The 14,065-nt window shown below is 60.2% G+C and carries 13 protein-coding genes and 1 pseudogene; 2 read left to right on the forward strand and 12 right to left on the reverse strand.

Annotated elements, in window-relative coordinates:
- Positions 1 to 208 precede the first annotated feature (208 nt).
- The 3 genes from der to AC245Y_RS16220 all read right to left on the reverse strand — a co-directional run bounded on the left by der (position 209) and on the right by AC245Y_RS16220 (position 3,237).
- Positions 209 to 1,633 (reverse strand): ribosome biogenesis GTPase Der, encoded by a 1,425-nt coding sequence (der, locus tag AC245Y_RS16210; protein ID WP_012758524.1) that lies wholly within the window; start codon positions 1,631 to 1,633, stop codon positions 209 to 211.
- Between the two features lie 18 nt (positions 1,634 to 1,651).
- Positions 1,652 to 2,335 carry a tetratricopeptide repeat protein gene (locus tag AC245Y_RS16215; RefSeq protein ID WP_017994862.1) on the reverse strand — a complete coding sequence of 228 codons (684 nt, stop codon included), beginning with the start codon at positions 2,333 to 2,335 and terminating at the stop codon, positions 1,652 to 1,654.
- Positions 2,336 to 2,652: 317 nt separating this feature from the next.
- On the reverse strand, positions 2,653 to 3,237 hold the full coding sequence (locus tag AC245Y_RS16220) for an NnrU family protein (protein ID WP_017994863.1): 585 nt from the start codon (positions 3,235 to 3,237) through the stop codon (positions 2,653 to 2,655).
- A gap of 121 nt (positions 3,238 to 3,358) precedes the next feature.
- Between AC245Y_RS16220 and AC245Y_RS16225 the strand changes: the two genes are divergently transcribed.
- The gene (locus AC245Y_RS16225) at positions 3,359 to 4,345 is read left to right on the forward strand and encodes a polysaccharide deacetylase family protein (protein WP_026157445.1); all 987 of its coding nucleotides are present in this window, start codon (positions 3,359 to 3,361) and stop codon (positions 4,343 to 4,345) included.
- Between the two features lie 271 nt (positions 4,346 to 4,616).
- Here the strand turns inward: AC245Y_RS16225 and sbmA are convergent, their stop codons facing one another.
- Both sbmA and AC245Y_RS16235 read right to left on the reverse strand, forming a co-directional pair.
- Complete coding sequence (sbmA, locus tag AC245Y_RS16230; RefSeq protein ID WP_017994865.1) at positions 4,617 to 5,882, reverse strand: peptide antibiotic transporter SbmA; 1,266 nt, start codon at positions 5,880 to 5,882, stop codon at positions 4,617 to 4,619.
- Between the two features lie 124 nt (positions 5,883 to 6,006).
- Entirely contained in the window at positions 6,007 to 7,191 is a 1,185-nt protein-coding gene (locus AC245Y_RS16235) for a YbfB/YjiJ family MFS transporter (protein ID WP_017994866.1), read from the reverse strand.
- 167 nt (positions 7,192 to 7,358) lie between these two features.
- Here AC245Y_RS16235 and AC245Y_RS16240 point away from each other — a divergent pair, with 167 nt between their 5' ends.
- A complete protein-coding gene (locus AC245Y_RS16240) occupies positions 7,359 to 7,934 on the forward strand; it encodes a PadR family transcriptional regulator (protein ID WP_017994868.1) in 576 nt (191 codons plus the stop codon).
- Between the two features lie 264 nt (positions 7,935 to 8,198).
- Here AC245Y_RS16240 and map read toward each other — a convergent pair whose 3' ends face one another.
- From map to AC245Y_RS16275, 7 genes and pseudogenes are all read right to left on the reverse strand, one after another.
- The gene (map, locus tag AC245Y_RS16245; protein ID WP_017994869.1) at positions 8,199 to 8,957 is read right to left on the reverse strand and encodes a type I methionyl aminopeptidase; all 759 of its coding nucleotides are present in this window, start codon (positions 8,955 to 8,957) and stop codon (positions 8,199 to 8,201) included.
- A gap of 146 nt (positions 8,958 to 9,103) precedes the next feature.
- Positions 9,104 to 10,165: an LLM class flavin-dependent oxidoreductase gene (locus tag AC245Y_RS16250; protein ID WP_026157446.1), complete on the reverse strand. Its 1,062-nt coding sequence runs from the start codon at positions 10,163 to 10,165 to the stop codon at positions 9,104 to 9,106.
- Positions 10,166 to 10,538: 373 nt separating this feature from the next.
- A pseudogene (locus AC245Y_RS16255) lies at positions 10,539 to 10,828 on the reverse strand (GIY-YIG nuclease family protein).
- A 163-nt stretch (positions 10,829 to 10,991) separates the two neighbouring features.
- Entirely contained in the window at positions 10,992 to 11,459 is a 468-nt protein-coding gene (locus AC245Y_RS16260; protein WP_017994871.1) for an SRPBCC family protein, read from the reverse strand.
- A 100-nt stretch (positions 11,460 to 11,559) separates the two neighbouring features.
- Positions 11,560 to 12,819 (reverse strand): RNA polymerase sigma factor, encoded by a 1,260-nt coding sequence (locus AC245Y_RS16265; RefSeq protein ID WP_017994872.1) that lies wholly within the window; start codon positions 12,817 to 12,819, stop codon positions 11,560 to 11,562.
- Entirely contained in the window at positions 12,816 to 13,190 is a 375-nt protein-coding gene (locus AC245Y_RS16270) for a YciI family protein (RefSeq protein ID WP_003561490.1), read from the reverse strand. Before AC245Y_RS16270 ends, AC245Y_RS16265 begins: the two co-directional genes overlap by 4 nt.
- Positions 13,191 to 13,324: 134 nt before the next feature.
- Positions 13,325 to 13,966: an HD domain-containing protein gene (locus AC245Y_RS16275; protein WP_017994873.1), complete on the reverse strand. Its 642-nt coding sequence runs from the start codon at positions 13,964 to 13,966 to the stop codon at positions 13,325 to 13,327.
- Between the last annotated feature and the right edge of the window lie 99 nt (positions 13,967 to 14,065).

Genomic DNA, 14,065 nt, shown 5'->3' on the forward strand with positions numbered 1-14,065 from the left:
TTCGGCCCCCACAGGTGGGGAGATCAGATGGACGTTCGGCTTCCCAAACAATTACCGTTTGGCGATCAGAACACCGATAGAGAGCGTTGAGCGTTCGCCTCCTGCCGATCTCCCCCTTGTGGGGGAGATGCCCGACAGGGCAGAGGGCGGTTGCCACGCGGCACACCCAAACTCCACAAAACGCTACCAATCAGCGCCAACCCCAGCCCTACGTCCGCCTCTTCTTGCCTTCGAACGGATTTTCAGGCGAGCGGAAGTGGATGCGAATCGGCACGCTCGGCATGTCGAAATCCGCGCGCAACCCGTTGATCAGATAGCGTGTATAAGATTCCGGCAGCGCATCCGACCGGGTGCAGGAGATCATGAAGGCCGGCGGGCGGGCCTTGACCTGCGTCATATATTTCAGCTTGATGCGGCGGCCCGAAACGGCCGGTGGCGGATGCTGGATCTGCTGCGTCTCCAGCCAGCGGTTGAGCCGCGCCGTCGAGATACGCTTGTTCCAGACCTTGTCAGTATCGATGATCGCCTGCATCAGCTTGTCGAGCCCCCAGCCGGTCTGGCCGGAGATCGGCACGGCGCGGATGCCGCGCGCCTGCGGCAGCAGCCGGTCGGTCTTTTCGCGCAGATCCGCAAGCACCGCCTGCCGATCTTCGATCATGTCCCATTTGTTGAAGGCGAGCACGGCGGCACGGCCTTCGCGCAGCACGAGGTCGACGATCTGCAGATCCTGCTTTTCGAAGGGGATCGTCGCATCGAAGACGATGACGACGGTTTCGGCGAAACGGATGGCGCGCAGCGCATCGGCCACCGAAAGCTTTTCCAGCTTCTCGATCACCCGTGCCTTGCGGCGCATGCCGGCCGTGTCGAACATCTTGATGGTGCGGCCGCGCCAGTCCCATTCGACCGAGATGGAATCGCGGGTGATGCCCGCTTCCGGTCCCGTCAGCAGCCGGTCCTCGCCGAGGAAGCGATTGATCAGCGTCGACTTGCCGGCATTCGGCCGGCCGACGATCGCCACTCTGAGCGGCTTCGTCTCGTCATAGGCTGGCTCTTCGTCCGCGTCGCTGTCTTCGCCTTCCGTCTGCGGAATGTCGACGTCGGTGACGGCGACATCCTCCTTGGTGGGATAGGCCCGGTCCTCGCCGATTGCCGCAACGATCGCATCGCGCAAGTCGAGCATGCCCTGCCCATGTTCGGCCGAAATCGGCGTCGGCTCACCGAGCCCGAGCGTGTAGGCGTCATAGAAGCCGCTGTCGGAACCGCGCGCTTCGGACTTGTTGGCGACAAGCACCACCGGCTTGCCGCGCCGGCGCAGCATTTCGGCAAGGTCGGTATCGACAGGCGTCAATCCGCTCTTGGCGTCGACGACGAAAAGCGAAAGATCCGCCTCGTCGATTGCCGCTTCCGTCTGTGCCCGCATCCGCCCCTGCAGGCTTTCCGCGTCGGCCTCTTCCAGACCGGCCGTGTCGATGATCGTGAAAGTCAGGCCCATTAGCCGAGCATCGCCCGGCCGGCGGTCACGGGTAACACCCGGCGTGTCATCGACAAGCGCCAGCTTTTTGCCCACCAGCCGGTTGAAAAGTGTCGACTTGCCGACATTCGGACGACCGACGATGGCGACCGTGAAACTCATATCTTGTCCTTAACGCGATCAGCCCTGAGCGGCGGGCGCCTTGCCGGATGCGGTAATCAGATCAAGCATCATATGGGCGCGATTGGCAACATTGCGCGGGCTGTCGGTATCGTCGACGATCGACTGGAACCACTGCCGCGCCTGCGCCATGTTGCCGGCTTTGTAAGCGGCAAGGCCGAGTGCCTCGCGCGCCGAATGACGGAAGGCGTTGCCCGGAACGGCCATTTCCTCGATCGCCGCCGAAACCTGTTCGTAAGTGCCGTTCTCGATGAGCAACCAGCCGGCGCGCATCTTGGCGGCATCGCGCACGGCAGCCGGAACGGCATTGTCCTTGCCGATCTCGTTGAAGGCGGTGATTGCCGCGGCGGTATCGCCCTTCTGCACCTGGACGGTCGCGGCCCGCATCCGCGCCAGCACCGGGTATGCGCCATGGCCTTCCTTCTCGAGCTTGTCGAGCGCGGCCAGCGCCTCGTCGTTCTTGTTCTCGTCGGCAAGCTTCATCGCTGCCAGGAACTGATCGCCGGTGCCGGAGGAGCGGTTGTCGTCCCAATAGTCATAGAGAACCTTGCCGGCTGTGCCGGCGACGATCAGAATGGCGACGACGATGATATAGCGGCCGAACCGGCGCCAGACGCCCTTCATCTGGTCAGACCGCAATTCCTCATTGACTTCACGGATGAAGCTGTCGTCGTTGAATGCCATTCTCGTCTCCGGCCGCGGAAATACCCATAACCATGCAAAACGCATATTGTCGGGCCTTCTACTCCATTTTGCCGCCGTTGTAAGGGGGATGCGAAAGATTAGAGCAATTCCAGGAAAAGTGCGAAGCGGGTTTCCCACGCAAAGCGCGAAGTGCTTTTGCCGGGAATTGTATAAAAACAAAAGGTTAGAGCGGTTCTGAGCTTCCATGAAAGCTGAACCGCTCTAAAGCACCGAGCGTCCAACAGGACGCTCTAACACTTTGAATCCGCGTATAATCCTTCCAAAAATCGGAATCGATTTTTGGGGTTATGCGCGGGTCAGATGACGAGCGGCGAAACGCCGATCAACCATTCGTGCAGCTTCCAGATGATCAGCGCCCAGACGACGATGCCGATGATGATGGCATAGAGGTCGTATTTGGCCGAGACGAACGGCCGGAGCGTGATCTCGCCCGCCCGCTGCCGCCGTTTCAGGGAAATGCGCAGGATGACGCCCCAGGCGAGAAAGGCGGCAAACAGCAGGACCGACGACGTCTCACCATTGGCGAGCAGGTGCGCCAGCGCCCAGATCTTCACCGACAGCACCATCGGATGTTTGGTCTTGGTCGCGATATGCCCCGCCGGCAGCAGCGAGGCGACGAGACAGATCATCGCGATCAGCATCAGCGTGATTGCTATATGCGCCATCCAGACCGGTGGATTGTAGAGCATTCCGGTCACCTGCCGCGCCTGCCCGAAGCCGTAGATCAACAGGATCAGCGTGGCGATGCTGGCAATGGAATAGGCCGCCCGCCAGCCCTTCTCGCCGAGGCTTGCGATCATCGAGCGGCGAAAGTCCGGCAACAGCACCCGCACCAAATGCACCCCGAGAAAAAGTATGATGCCGACGATAAGCAATGTCATTGCGGATCCCTTCCGTGCCGTTTGTCATGGCTTAGAGCCTGGCGCGAAAAAATGCCAGCGCGACCGCAGCTTCGCCGCAATTCTGTCGGAGGGAAACCGCGAACAAATTGTCGCGGTGCCCATGTCTCGTTCCCTCCTCTCCGCCTGCCTTTCTGTTTCGCTCCTCATTCCGGCAATGGCAGAGGCAGCCGACCGGCCGAAACAGCTCGTCATCATTTCCTTCGACGGCGCCCACGACAACGCACTCTGGCTGAAGAGCCGCGAAATGGCGGCGAAAAACGGCGCCCATTTCACCTATTTCCTTTCCTGCACTTTCCTGATGAACGAGGCGGCGAAGAGGGCCTATCAGGCGCCGCACCAGAAACGCGGAAAATCCAACGTCGGCTTCGCCCAGAGTGACGACGAGATCCGCGAGCGCCTCGGCAATATCTGGCACGCCCATCTCGAAGGACACGACATATCGAGCCATGCCTGCGGCCATTTCGACGGCCGCCTCTGGAGCGAGGCCGACTGGTCGGCCGAATACGCCACCTTCCACGCGACGCTTGAGAATGCCTGGAAGAGTGTCGGCCTCCAGGCGCCGGCCGGCTGGCAGGATTTGGTTGATCACGGCATCAAGGGCTTTCGCGCCCCCTATCTCTCGGCAACTGCGGGCGCCGACATGATCGCCGCCGAAAAGAAGGCAGGCTTCAGCTATGACGCGAGCCTCGTCACCAAAGGCCCTGCCATGCCTGTCGAAGAAGACGGCATCATCCGCTTCGGCCTGCCGCTCATCCCCGAAGGCCCGAGCGAAAAGCCAATCATCGGCATGGACTACAATCTCTTCGTCCGCCATTCCAAGGGCGAGGAAGACACGGCCGATTCCGCGGAATTCGAGGATCGCGCCTATGCCGCCTTCAAGGAAGCTTTCGACAAGCAATATGCCGGCAACCGCATCCCGCTACAGCTCGGTTTCCACTTCGTCGAAATGAACGGCGGCGCCTATTGGCGGGCGCTCGACCGTTTGGTCAGCGACGTCTGCCACCGCACCGACGTCGCCTGCGTCAGCTATTCGGAAGCGATCCCGATGATCGAAGCCCGCGGGAAACTGCAGACGTCAGGTCTTTGATGGCGGCTATGGAAATGCTGTAGAGACGGCAAGGTGTCTCCAGATTTCCTTGAACGAGACGGCATGCCGTGCCGCCCCCTCATCTACCTGCCGGCATCTTCTCCCCGCTGGGGAGAAGAGATTCGTTGCGACGCTGCGATTCCCCATTCTACCCACCGGAGGTCCGAAGGACGGGTCGAGACCTGTGGCTCGACCCCGCTCGGTGCCCGACAGGGCGGACGGGTGCCGCCGACGCGAACCTTCCGATCGCTCGCAGAATACCCCCGCTCCATCAGCCGTCGGCGTGAACAATACCCGCCTCACGCTCCAGATAGCGCTGGTCGATCTCAGGCAGCGGCTCGTCGTCGATTGCCGCTTCGAAGGCCTGGAGGCGTTTGTGGATGGAGAGTAGTTCGATGATCGTCGTCCAGGAACTCACGAGGTATTGGAACGAATTGCTGACCTGGCCAAAAGCGGTAGCAATCTGCTGCCATATCCCAAGCGTGATCTTATGCGCGACGAACGTCGGCACCAAAACGAAATAAAGAAATATCGCATCAAGCTGCCCGTATGAATAACGTGCAACATTGAAATAAAGATAATGAAAATACATACGGAAATAGTTTCGCCTGACATTCGAGAACAGCTCGGCGACGGTTACCGGTTGGGCTCTATCTTCATGATCTTCGCCGTAGACGAGTTCTTTGCGATAAGCCGCCTCAACACGTTGGTTGCGAAAATTCAATCCTGGCAGTTTTACGCCGACGACAGCCAGGAGGACGGTGCCTAATACCGACCAACCAAGCGCGAGCCAGACGAGGGAATTCGGAACCGCTCCAAGGATTGGAAGATCGGTTACATGGGCCGATAGCGCTGACAGGATTGGCAGGAAGACGATAAGCGTCATGACCGAGCCGATGAGGCTGACGCCGAGGCCTTCGATGATGTTTGCAAACCGCATCGTGTCTTCCTGGACACGCTGCGACGCTCCTTCGATATGACGAAGTTTCTGCCACTTCGACATGTAGAAATCGTTCATCGCCACGCGCCATCTCAACACATAGTGGTTGATGAGAAATGCAGACGCCACGGACACAATCACGCCCACCGTACCGATCTCCAAGAACTTCAAGATCAAATAATAGAAGTTCTCATTGGTGATGCCCGGTTTTCCGGCAAGTGCATTTTGAAGAAGATCAAAGAAAGGTCCTCGCCAAACATTAATTGCCACATCCATTTGAACGCCGAAATACGTAATGAAAATAATCAGCGCCGATCCCCAGACCGACCATATTTTCCAAGGATGCGCGTGGGCGAGGACGTGCCATACACCGCAGAACAAAGCGGAGCAAAGTATGAAAAATAGATAAAATAGCAAATTGGTAGGTGCGACAAAGAACGCGGCTCCGACTGGCTGTGCATCCTCCGACAGTGGAGGAAAGCCAAGATTGGTCAAAAGGCCAATGCCTGCGAAATACCAAAAGAAAACGCAGGCGAGCGTCCATGCGACCGCGGAGGTGAAAAACAGCTTCGGTCGGGGAAAAAACGAATGAAACACGGGGGGCTTTGCTTTCCTGAACTGTGAGTCTCGGGAGTGTCGTCAACACTGATTGTGCCGGAAACTAAGGCAGTTCCAAGGAAGCAGCAATGGGTTCAGCCGATTGTTACGGAGATGTAACCGGTTAAGCGATTTTCTTGATCACCGGCATTACCAGCGCTGCGCAGGCGACAAGTGCCACGGCGGCGATCATCGTGGGCAGGGTGAAGCTGCCTGTGCGCTCGGCGATCCAGCCGGCAACAACAGGCCCGCCGATCTGGCCAACGCCGAAGGCGGCTGTCATCATCGCCAGGATCCGCCGCGGACTGTCAGGCGAAAGCTTGCGGCCGATCTGCAACCCGTAAGCGGTGATCGCCAGGAACGTCGCCCCGAACAGCGCCCCGCCGATCAACGGTGCGACGGAAGGCGGTAGCGCCACCGTCGCAAACACCCCGGCGGCCTCGACCAGAAGGGCTGCGACATAGACCCCGCCAAGCCCGAGCGGCCTGACCAGAGGCTTCCAGGCAAACAGCGCCACCGCAGCCGTCAGGCCGGCGATGAACCAGCAGAGGAATTCGACGAAGGGTCCCGTTGCAGAAAGACGTGCGATGGTGACGAGGAAGGTCGCGGTGATGACGTAGCCGAAACCGAACAGGCCGTAAGACAGCGTCAGCAGCACCATCGGCCGGCTCCAGATGAGCGGCGGCTCTCTGCCCGCCTGCGCCGATTGCGCCGGCGCCGACGGCAATAGCAGGAAGACGACGACGAGGCTTGCCGCGCAGTAGAGCGCCCCGCCGATCCAGTCGGCCCGCCAACCGCCCGGCCCGTCGTGAAAGCCAAGTCCGATCAGCAACACCATGACCGAAGAAAGCGCAATACCCGCCCCCGGCCCGCCGAAATGTGCCGCCTGCACATGGTCGTTGCCGGCGGCAGCCCCGTGGCTGAGCACGATCGACGAGGTGAAGACCATCGCAAAAGCGCTGGCGATGCCGGCCAGGAAGCGAATGATGGCAAAGACGGCGACAGAATCGGTGGCGGCCATGGCGGCAAGCAGGATCGCGGTTGCCAGCAGCGACAGCAGCGCCACCAGCCGCTCCCGTCCGGCCGCCCAGCCATAGGCGGCAAGCACAGCGCCGACGAGATAACCGACAAAATTCGCCGATGCGATGAAGCCGGCATCTGCCGCCGAAAGCGGCACACCGCTGATCATACCGGGCAGGATCGGCGTGTAGGAGAAGCGCCCGAAGCCCATGGCAGCAGCCATGGCAACGGCGCCGGCAGCGGCGGTGGAGACGAGGTTCGGTGGGGAGTTTCGGGTGCGGGCGAGCATGCCCGTGTTTATCGCGCTGCAGCACCGGCATCACAATCAAGTAATTCTGATCGATCGATCAATTTCCCGAAACGTCGGAAAATTTCTCCCCCTCTTGAAAACAATTATCTTACGATATATGTTTTACGATATAGTCAACGATACATCTAACGATGAAAGGAAGGACCATGAGAGGTTTTAAAGGCGGCATGTTCGGCGGAGATTTCCGCATGGGCCGCAAATTTGCGGCTGGCGATCTCCAGCTCGTCATCCTGGCCCTGCTCGCTGAGCAGCCGCGCCACGGCTATGAATTGATAAAGTTGCTGGAGGAGCGGTCCGGCGGCTTCTACGTGCCGAGCCCCGGCGTCATCTACCCCGCCCTGACCTATCTCGAGGAAACCGGCCTTGCCGAGGTCGAGGTGGAGGGCGCCAAGAAGCTCTACCGTATCACCGAGGCCGGCCGCGGGCGCATCGAGGAAAACCGCGCCATGATCCTGCATACGTTCGCCAAGCTGGAACGTATCGGCGAGAAGATGGCCCAGGTGAAGCGTGTCTTCGAAACCGACCGTCACGGCGCCGACGAAGGCGATGACGGCGATTTCATGCAGGACGGTGGTGATATCCGCGCCGCCCGCATGCTGCTGCGCTCGGCCATGCGGATGCGCTATCCCTGGTCGAAACCCGAAGCCGCCCGCATCGCCGGCATCCTCGAACGCGCTGCCACCGAAATCCTGCAAGGCGGCAGGCCGGGAACGCGGGGTTAAAGAGCGAGGCTGGCCACCAAAGCTCGGTGAGTTGACGAGTGCGCTAACCTCTCCTCCCTCATTCCTGTGCTCGTCACAGGAACCCAGCGCCCAAGTCCTTGGGCGCGGGAGACTCTTTCCCTTGAGGTATTGATTCATTCACGGCGCAGACGCGCCGTGGCTGGATTCCTGTGACAGGCACAGGAATGAGGGAGGAGAAGTGGGCGCACCCTACAAAGCGTCGTGGAGATGCAAACCTTGAAGGGCGAGGCGCTCCCTAACGCCCTACGCCCGCTCATCCGGCAAGGTCAGAATCACCGGCCCGTTGCGCGTCGCCACCACCGTGTGTTCGTATTGCACGGTCGGCGCCTTCGGATCGGCATAGAGCGTCCAGGCATCGTCGCCGCCTTCGGCCCATGTCGCGCCGAGTGAGAGAAACGGCTCGACGGTGAAGACGAGACCTTCCGTCATCATCCGCTTTTCCGAAGGGTCCGGCCAGGTCGAGAGCTCGGCCGGCTCCTCATGCAGGGAGCGGCCGACGCCGTGGCTCGCCAGATTGGCGACCAGCGTATAGCGGTTCTTCTGCGCAAAGGCGCCGACGGCTGTGCCGATCTTTGCAAGCGGCTCGCCCGATTTGACCTGGTTGAGCCCGATCCAAAGCGCCCGCTTGCCGTCGCGGCAGAGCCGCTCGATCTTCGGCTTGACCGGCGGCATGGTGAAGGAGGCGCCGGTATCGGCGAAGAAGCCATCCTTTTCCGCCGAGACGTCGATATTGATGAGATCGCCGGCGCGGATGACGCGCGGGCCGGGAATACCGTGGGCGATTTCCTCATTGATGCTGATGCAGGTGGCGCCGGGAAACTGGTAGCAGAACTCCGGCGCCGAACGCGCGCCCGAATCGTCGAGCACTTTGCGGCCGATCTGGTCGAGTTCCAGCGTCGTCATGCCGGGTTCCATTGCCGCCGCCATCACCTGTATGGCGTTGGCGCAGATGCGACCGATCTCCTTGAGCTTTACCAGTTCGTCGTCGTTTGCGATAACCATTCGTCTGTTCCGGCCTTGCGCAGGACGGCCGCGGCCGCCTCAGAGCGCCGCGCGTTCGACAGGACGCGCGAAGGACGCTCATCACGTTGAAGTGGCGCACAATCCTTTTTCGAAAATCGATTCCGATGTTCGACGTTATGCGCTCGTCAGGCCGTGGCTTTCGCCTCTTCGCTCCTTTCAGTCAATGCCTTTCTGACGATCGGCGCGACTTTCGTGCCGTAAAGCTCGATGCCGCGCATGATCTCGGCATGCGGCATCAGGCCGATCGCCATCTGCAGCAGGAAGCGGTCGTTCTTGAAGAGTGCATGATGGGCGATGATCTTTTCGGCGACCGCCTCAGGATCACCGACGAAGAGCGCGCCGTTCGGCCCACGCGACATGTCGAAATGCGCCCGGTTCGTCGGTCCCCAGCCGCGCTCGCGGCCGATACGGTTCATCACCTCGGCTTGAGGCCCATAGAACTGGTTGGCCGCCGCCTCCGTCGTATCGGCGATGAAGCCATGGACGTTGATGCTGGTCTTCAGCTTCGCTGGATCCTGCCCTGCCCGGCGCGCCGCCTCGCGGTAGAGATCGAAGAGCGGCGCAAAACGGCGCGGCTCACCGCCGATGATCGCCAGTGCCACCGGCAGGCCCAGCGCGCCGGCGCGCGCCACCGACTGCGGCGTACCGCCGACCGCAACCCACAACGGCAACGGATCCTGCAAAGGCCTGGGATAGACGCCGCGCCCGTTGATCGGCGCGCGAAGTTCACCCTTCCACTCCACAACCTCGCTGTCGCGCAGCGCCAGCAGCAGATCGAGCTTCTCCTCGAAAAGCTGGTCGTAATCTTCGAGATTATAGCCGAACAGCGGGAAGGACTCGATGAAGGAGCCACGCCCCGCCATGATTTCGGCGCGGCCGTTGGAGATCAGGTCGAGTGTCGAAAACTGCTGGAAGACACGCACCGGATCATCGGAGGAGAGCACGGTGACCGCACTGGTCAGCCGGATATTCCTGGTCTTGACGGCAGCCGCCGCCAGCACGACCGCCGGAGCAGACGCCGCATAATCCGGCCGGTGATGCTCGCCGAGGCCGAAGACGTCGAGCCCCACCTGATCGGCAAGCTCGATTTCCTCGATAAGATGCTTCAGCCGTTCGGCCGCTTCCGCGCCCTTGCTGCGGGAAGGGTTGGGATTGACGTCGGCGAATGTGTAAAGCCCCAGTTCCATCATCGGCATCCTGTTGAATTCTCGGCTGAGATAAGGATGCCGGGGATAGGGCGCAAATACAAATTCTGGAACGGAATGTTCGAGAATTTCGATGGGCGGCGTTGTGTTTCGGACGGTTGATGGACTTCATCGCGAGACGGCAAAGAGTCTTTGCGCCGTGGACACGGCGCTGCTGGATTCCTGTGACAAGCACAGGAATGAGGGAGTAAGAGGTATGCACTCCGCCACTAATATCTGTTATCATTCAAGGTATTATCATCATATTGGGTAGGCGATTGTTGTTGAATTCCACAAACACCAAGAACTCCCTCATTCCTGTGCTTGCCACAGGAATCCAGCCGTCGCGCGTCCGCGCGACGAGAGACTCATCTTCTCACAAACCCAAAAGATGAAACGAGATATCTCCCATTCGGGATTCTCCCTCTCGATGAGATTGAGCTTCCACTGCCGCGGCCATTTCTTGATCGTTTTCTCACGCGTGATCGCGGTCGTCAGGAGGTCGTATTCCTCGAACCACACTAAAATCTTGACGCCATATCTCGACGTAAAGCCCGGCGTCAGTTCATTCTGGTGTTCGTACAAACGCCCTGCCAGATCGCGCGTCACGCCAACATAGAGCGTGCCGTTGCGCTTCGATGCGAGAATATAGACATAACCCTTCATGGCGGAAGATTGGCACACGTCGCGCCAAACGGCACCTGGAGAGACCGCTGATCACCAATTTCGATTCCGGATCAGGCACTTCAAGGGGCGAGCGGAATCATCTCTCGAATGACTTCACACGGCAGATGACAAAAAGGGCCGCGCGGGGCGGCCCCGCTACCCCTCACATCTTCGCCAGCAGCTCCGCCAGTTGGTCCGCAGCCTTGCCCCATCCTTCGTGGAAACCCATCTTCTCGTGTGCTTCCTTGTCCTCCGCGCGCCAGTGCAGCGCCTTGGCCGTATATTTCGTGCGACCGTTGCCGAGATCTTCGAGCAGGATGACGCCTGTGAAGAAAGGTTTCTCGGAAGGCACCCAGGCGCTGGTATAGGCATCGGTGAAGACGATCTTCTCGTTCTCGATGATCTCGAGATAGACGCCGCGGTTTGGGTACTGATTGCCCTCGGGGTCATGCATGACGATGACGCTGGAACCGCCGGGGCGGACGTCGAGCGTCGCTTCCGTCACACCCCAGGGACGCGGCACGAACCATTGCTTCAGCAGATCAGGATCGGTCCATGCTCTGTAGATCTTCTCGCGCGGCGCATCGAATTCGCGAACGAGGACGAGTTCATGTTGCGTGCTGGCGGTCATGTCGACATCTCTCCATTTGAATGAAACCTGTTTCCTGTCAGGTTGTTACAAGGACGTGTCGAAGTTCGCCGTTCCGACAGCCCGCCGGCTTCTTCGCAATTTATTTTGCGATCGGCTGCGTGGCATCTTCCTGCATCTTGTCGATCTGCCGGCGGATATGGGCTGCCTCTGCCGCCGAATGGGCGAGTGCAATGGCGCGGTCGAAGGCTTCGCGCGCTTGGCTGGTCAAGCCAAGCTGCTTCAGCAGCCCGCCCCGCAAGCCGTGATAGTAGAAATAGCCGCCGAGTTTTTCGCCAAGCGGATCGATGAGGTCGAGCGCATCCTGCGCACCCTGGAGCTTGGAGACGACGACGGCCCGGTTGAGCGTGACGACCGGAGACGGCTGGAGACGCTCCAGCGCGCGATAGAGCAGATCAATCTCCACCCAGTCTGTATCCTCGGCGCGTTTTGCGCGGGAGTGAACAGCGGCGATGGCCGCCTGAATCTGATAAGGAGCGGGCTGCCGATGGCGCAGCGCCTTGTCGAGCAGCGCTATGGCCTCATTGATGAAGGGTCTGTTCCAGAGCGAGCGGTCCTGATCTTCGAGCAGCACGATCTCGTCTCCGGCGTTGAAGCGCGCCGGCCGGCGCGAGATCTGCAGCAGCATGAGCGCAAGCAGCCCCATCAACTCCGGTTCCGAAGGGAAGATATGCAGCATCAACCGAGCTAGCCGGATCGCCTCGTCGCTGAAGGCAGCCGCCTCATGCCGGGGATCGGCCTGGCTATAGCCCTCGTTGAAGATCAGGTAGATCATCGTGCTGACGATCGAGAGCCGTTCGGCCCTCTCCTGCGGGCTCGGCGTTTCGAAAGGCACGCCGGCCTTGGCGACGCGCGCCTTGGCCCGGGTGATGCGCTGTTCCATGGCGCTCTCGGAAACCAGGAAGGCACGCGCGATCTGCGGCACCGAAAGGCCGGAGACGATGCGCAGCGCCAGCGCGATCTGCTGGGTCGCGGGTAGATCGGGATGGCAGCAGATGAACAGCAGCCGCAGAATATCGTCGCGATAGTTGGAATCGTCCAGCCGCTCGACGATGTCGCTTTCGGCATCCTCGGTATCGGAGATGACGTCCTCATCCGGCAGAGCCTGGATCTTCGCCCGTTTGCGCACCGAATCGATGCCGCTGTTGCGGCCGACGAAGATGAGCCAGGCTGTGGGATCGCGCGGTGGCCCTTTCTCCGGCCATGTCCGGATCGCCCTCAGACACGCTTCCTGAAACGCCTCTTCCGCGGTATCGAGATTGCGGAAATAGCGCAGCAGCGCGCCGAGCGCCTTCGGGCGGGCCGATGCAAGCGCGAGGTCGATCCAGGCAATGTCTGTCATGATGAAGCATCTCCGGGCCTGAAGACGTAGAAAGGCCGAATTTCGTAAGAGGTGGAACCTGGATTGACGGATGAAAGCTGCTTCGAGAAGGCGATCGCCTCATCGAGCGTTTCAAAGTCGACCACATAGAAGCCGAGAAGCGCCTCCTTCGTTTCCGCAAAAGGCCCATCGATGACCAAGGGCTCGTCCTTGCCCTTGCGCACCGTGGTCGCAGCCGTCGTCGGCATCAGCCGGCCGACAGGGCCGAGCTTGCCGGATGCGGCAAGCGGCTCCTGCACGGCGTAGAGTTTCTCCATGACGGCAGCTTCTTCCTCCTTGGTCCAGGCGAAGACGGTTTCCTCATGGGCGTAACAAAGGATTGCATAAAGCATCGCTCACTCCTCTTTCCGAATGACGAAGGAGTAACCGCTTACCCGACAGGCCGCATCAAAAAATTATTGATGGGAAATAAAGCGCTATTGATAATAAAGGGGCGGCGACCGGAGAGGGTCACCGCCCTTTTGGGTCAGCTTGCCCAGTGCGAGCAACGAATGACGCTGCAGAAATTGCCGCGGTGGAAGTGCGGATCCTTGTCGGCCAGAACATCGGCCTTGACGTTGCCGAAGGTGGTCTCCGGCTTGTGTTTGATGCCTTCATAGAAGGTCTGAATGATATGTTCCTTGAACTGATCGCCGCGCGGATGGGCATGCACGACCGCCTCGCGCTGCTGATCGCTGTAGTCCTTGTAGGTCAGTCCTAGCACATCCATTTCGACACCCACTGTCACCAGCGCCACGACGGGGTGCATATGCTGCGGAATGCCCGGCGTCGTATGCAGCGCGATCGCCGTCCAGACGGTGTCGATATCGGCCTGGGCAATGCCGCGGCTCTTCAGGAAATCGCGCGCCGCATTGGCGCCATCAACCTCGAAACGCTCATCCGCGCTGCTATGCTGGTGGGTGAGCCCCATGTCATGGAACATCGCGCCAGTATAAAGTAGCTCCGGATCGAAGCGGAGGCCGCGCTGTTTGCCGGCCAGCGCGCCGAAATAATAGACACGGCTGGAATGGTGGAAGAGCAGCGGCGAGGCAGTGTCTCGCACCACCTCCGTCACCTCGCGCGCCAGCTTGCTGTTAGGAATGCTGATGCCGTCGATCGTCAGGGTCATGGCTTTTTTCCTTGCGTTTGAACCTGCTTCCACATTAGAACAGGTGCATATGTCATAAATCGACGTAATACGTCATTTTCTGCCAAAACCGGTATCGAC

The sequence above is a fragment of the Rhizobium sp. SRDI943 genome, from assembly GCF_057653695.1.

Excerpts from the sequence above, each read along its gene's own strand:
- der (WP_012758524.1), bottom strand. The coding sequence starts at position 1,633 with ATGAGTTTCACGGTCGCCATCGTCGGTCGTCCGAATGTCGGCAAGTCG.
- AC245Y_RS16215 (WP_017994862.1), bottom strand. The coding sequence starts at position 2,335 with ATGGCATTCAACGACGACAGCTTCATCCGTGAAGTCAATGAGGAATTG.
- AC245Y_RS16220 (WP_017994863.1), bottom strand. The coding sequence starts at position 3,237 with ATGACATTGCTTATCGTCGGCATCATACTTTTTCTCGGGGTGCATTTG.
- AC245Y_RS16225 (WP_026157445.1), top strand. The coding sequence starts at position 3,359 with ATGTCTCGTTCCCTCCTCTCCGCCTGCCTTTCTGTTTCGCTCCTCATT.
- AC245Y_RS16235 (WP_017994866.1), bottom strand. The coding sequence starts at position 7,191 with ATGCTCGCCCGCACCCGAAACTCCCCACCGAACCTCGTCTCCACCGCC.
- AC245Y_RS16240 (WP_017994868.1), top strand. The coding sequence starts at position 7,359 with ATGAGAGGTTTTAAAGGCGGCATGTTCGGCGGAGATTTCCGCATGGGC.
- map (WP_017994869.1), bottom strand. The coding sequence starts at position 8,957 with ATGGTTATCGCAAACGACGACGAACTGGTAAAGCTCAAGGAGATCGGT.
- AC245Y_RS16250 (WP_026157446.1), bottom strand. The coding sequence starts at position 10,165 with ATGGAACTGGGGCTTTACACATTCGCCGACGTCAATCCCAACCCTTCC.
- AC245Y_RS16260 (WP_017994871.1), bottom strand. The coding sequence starts at position 11,459 with ATGACCGCCAGCACGCAACATGAACTCGTCCTCGTTCGCGAATTCGAT.
- AC245Y_RS16265 (WP_017994872.1), bottom strand. The coding sequence starts at position 12,819 with ATGACAGACATTGCCTGGATCGACCTCGCGCTTGCATCGGCCCGCCCG.
- AC245Y_RS16270 (WP_003561490.1), bottom strand. The coding sequence starts at position 13,190 with ATGCTTTATGCAATCCTTTGTTACGCCCATGAGGAAACCGTCTTCGCC.
- AC245Y_RS16275 (WP_017994873.1), bottom strand. The coding sequence starts at position 13,966 with ATGACCCTGACGATCGACGGCATCAGCATTCCTAACAGCAAGCTGGCG.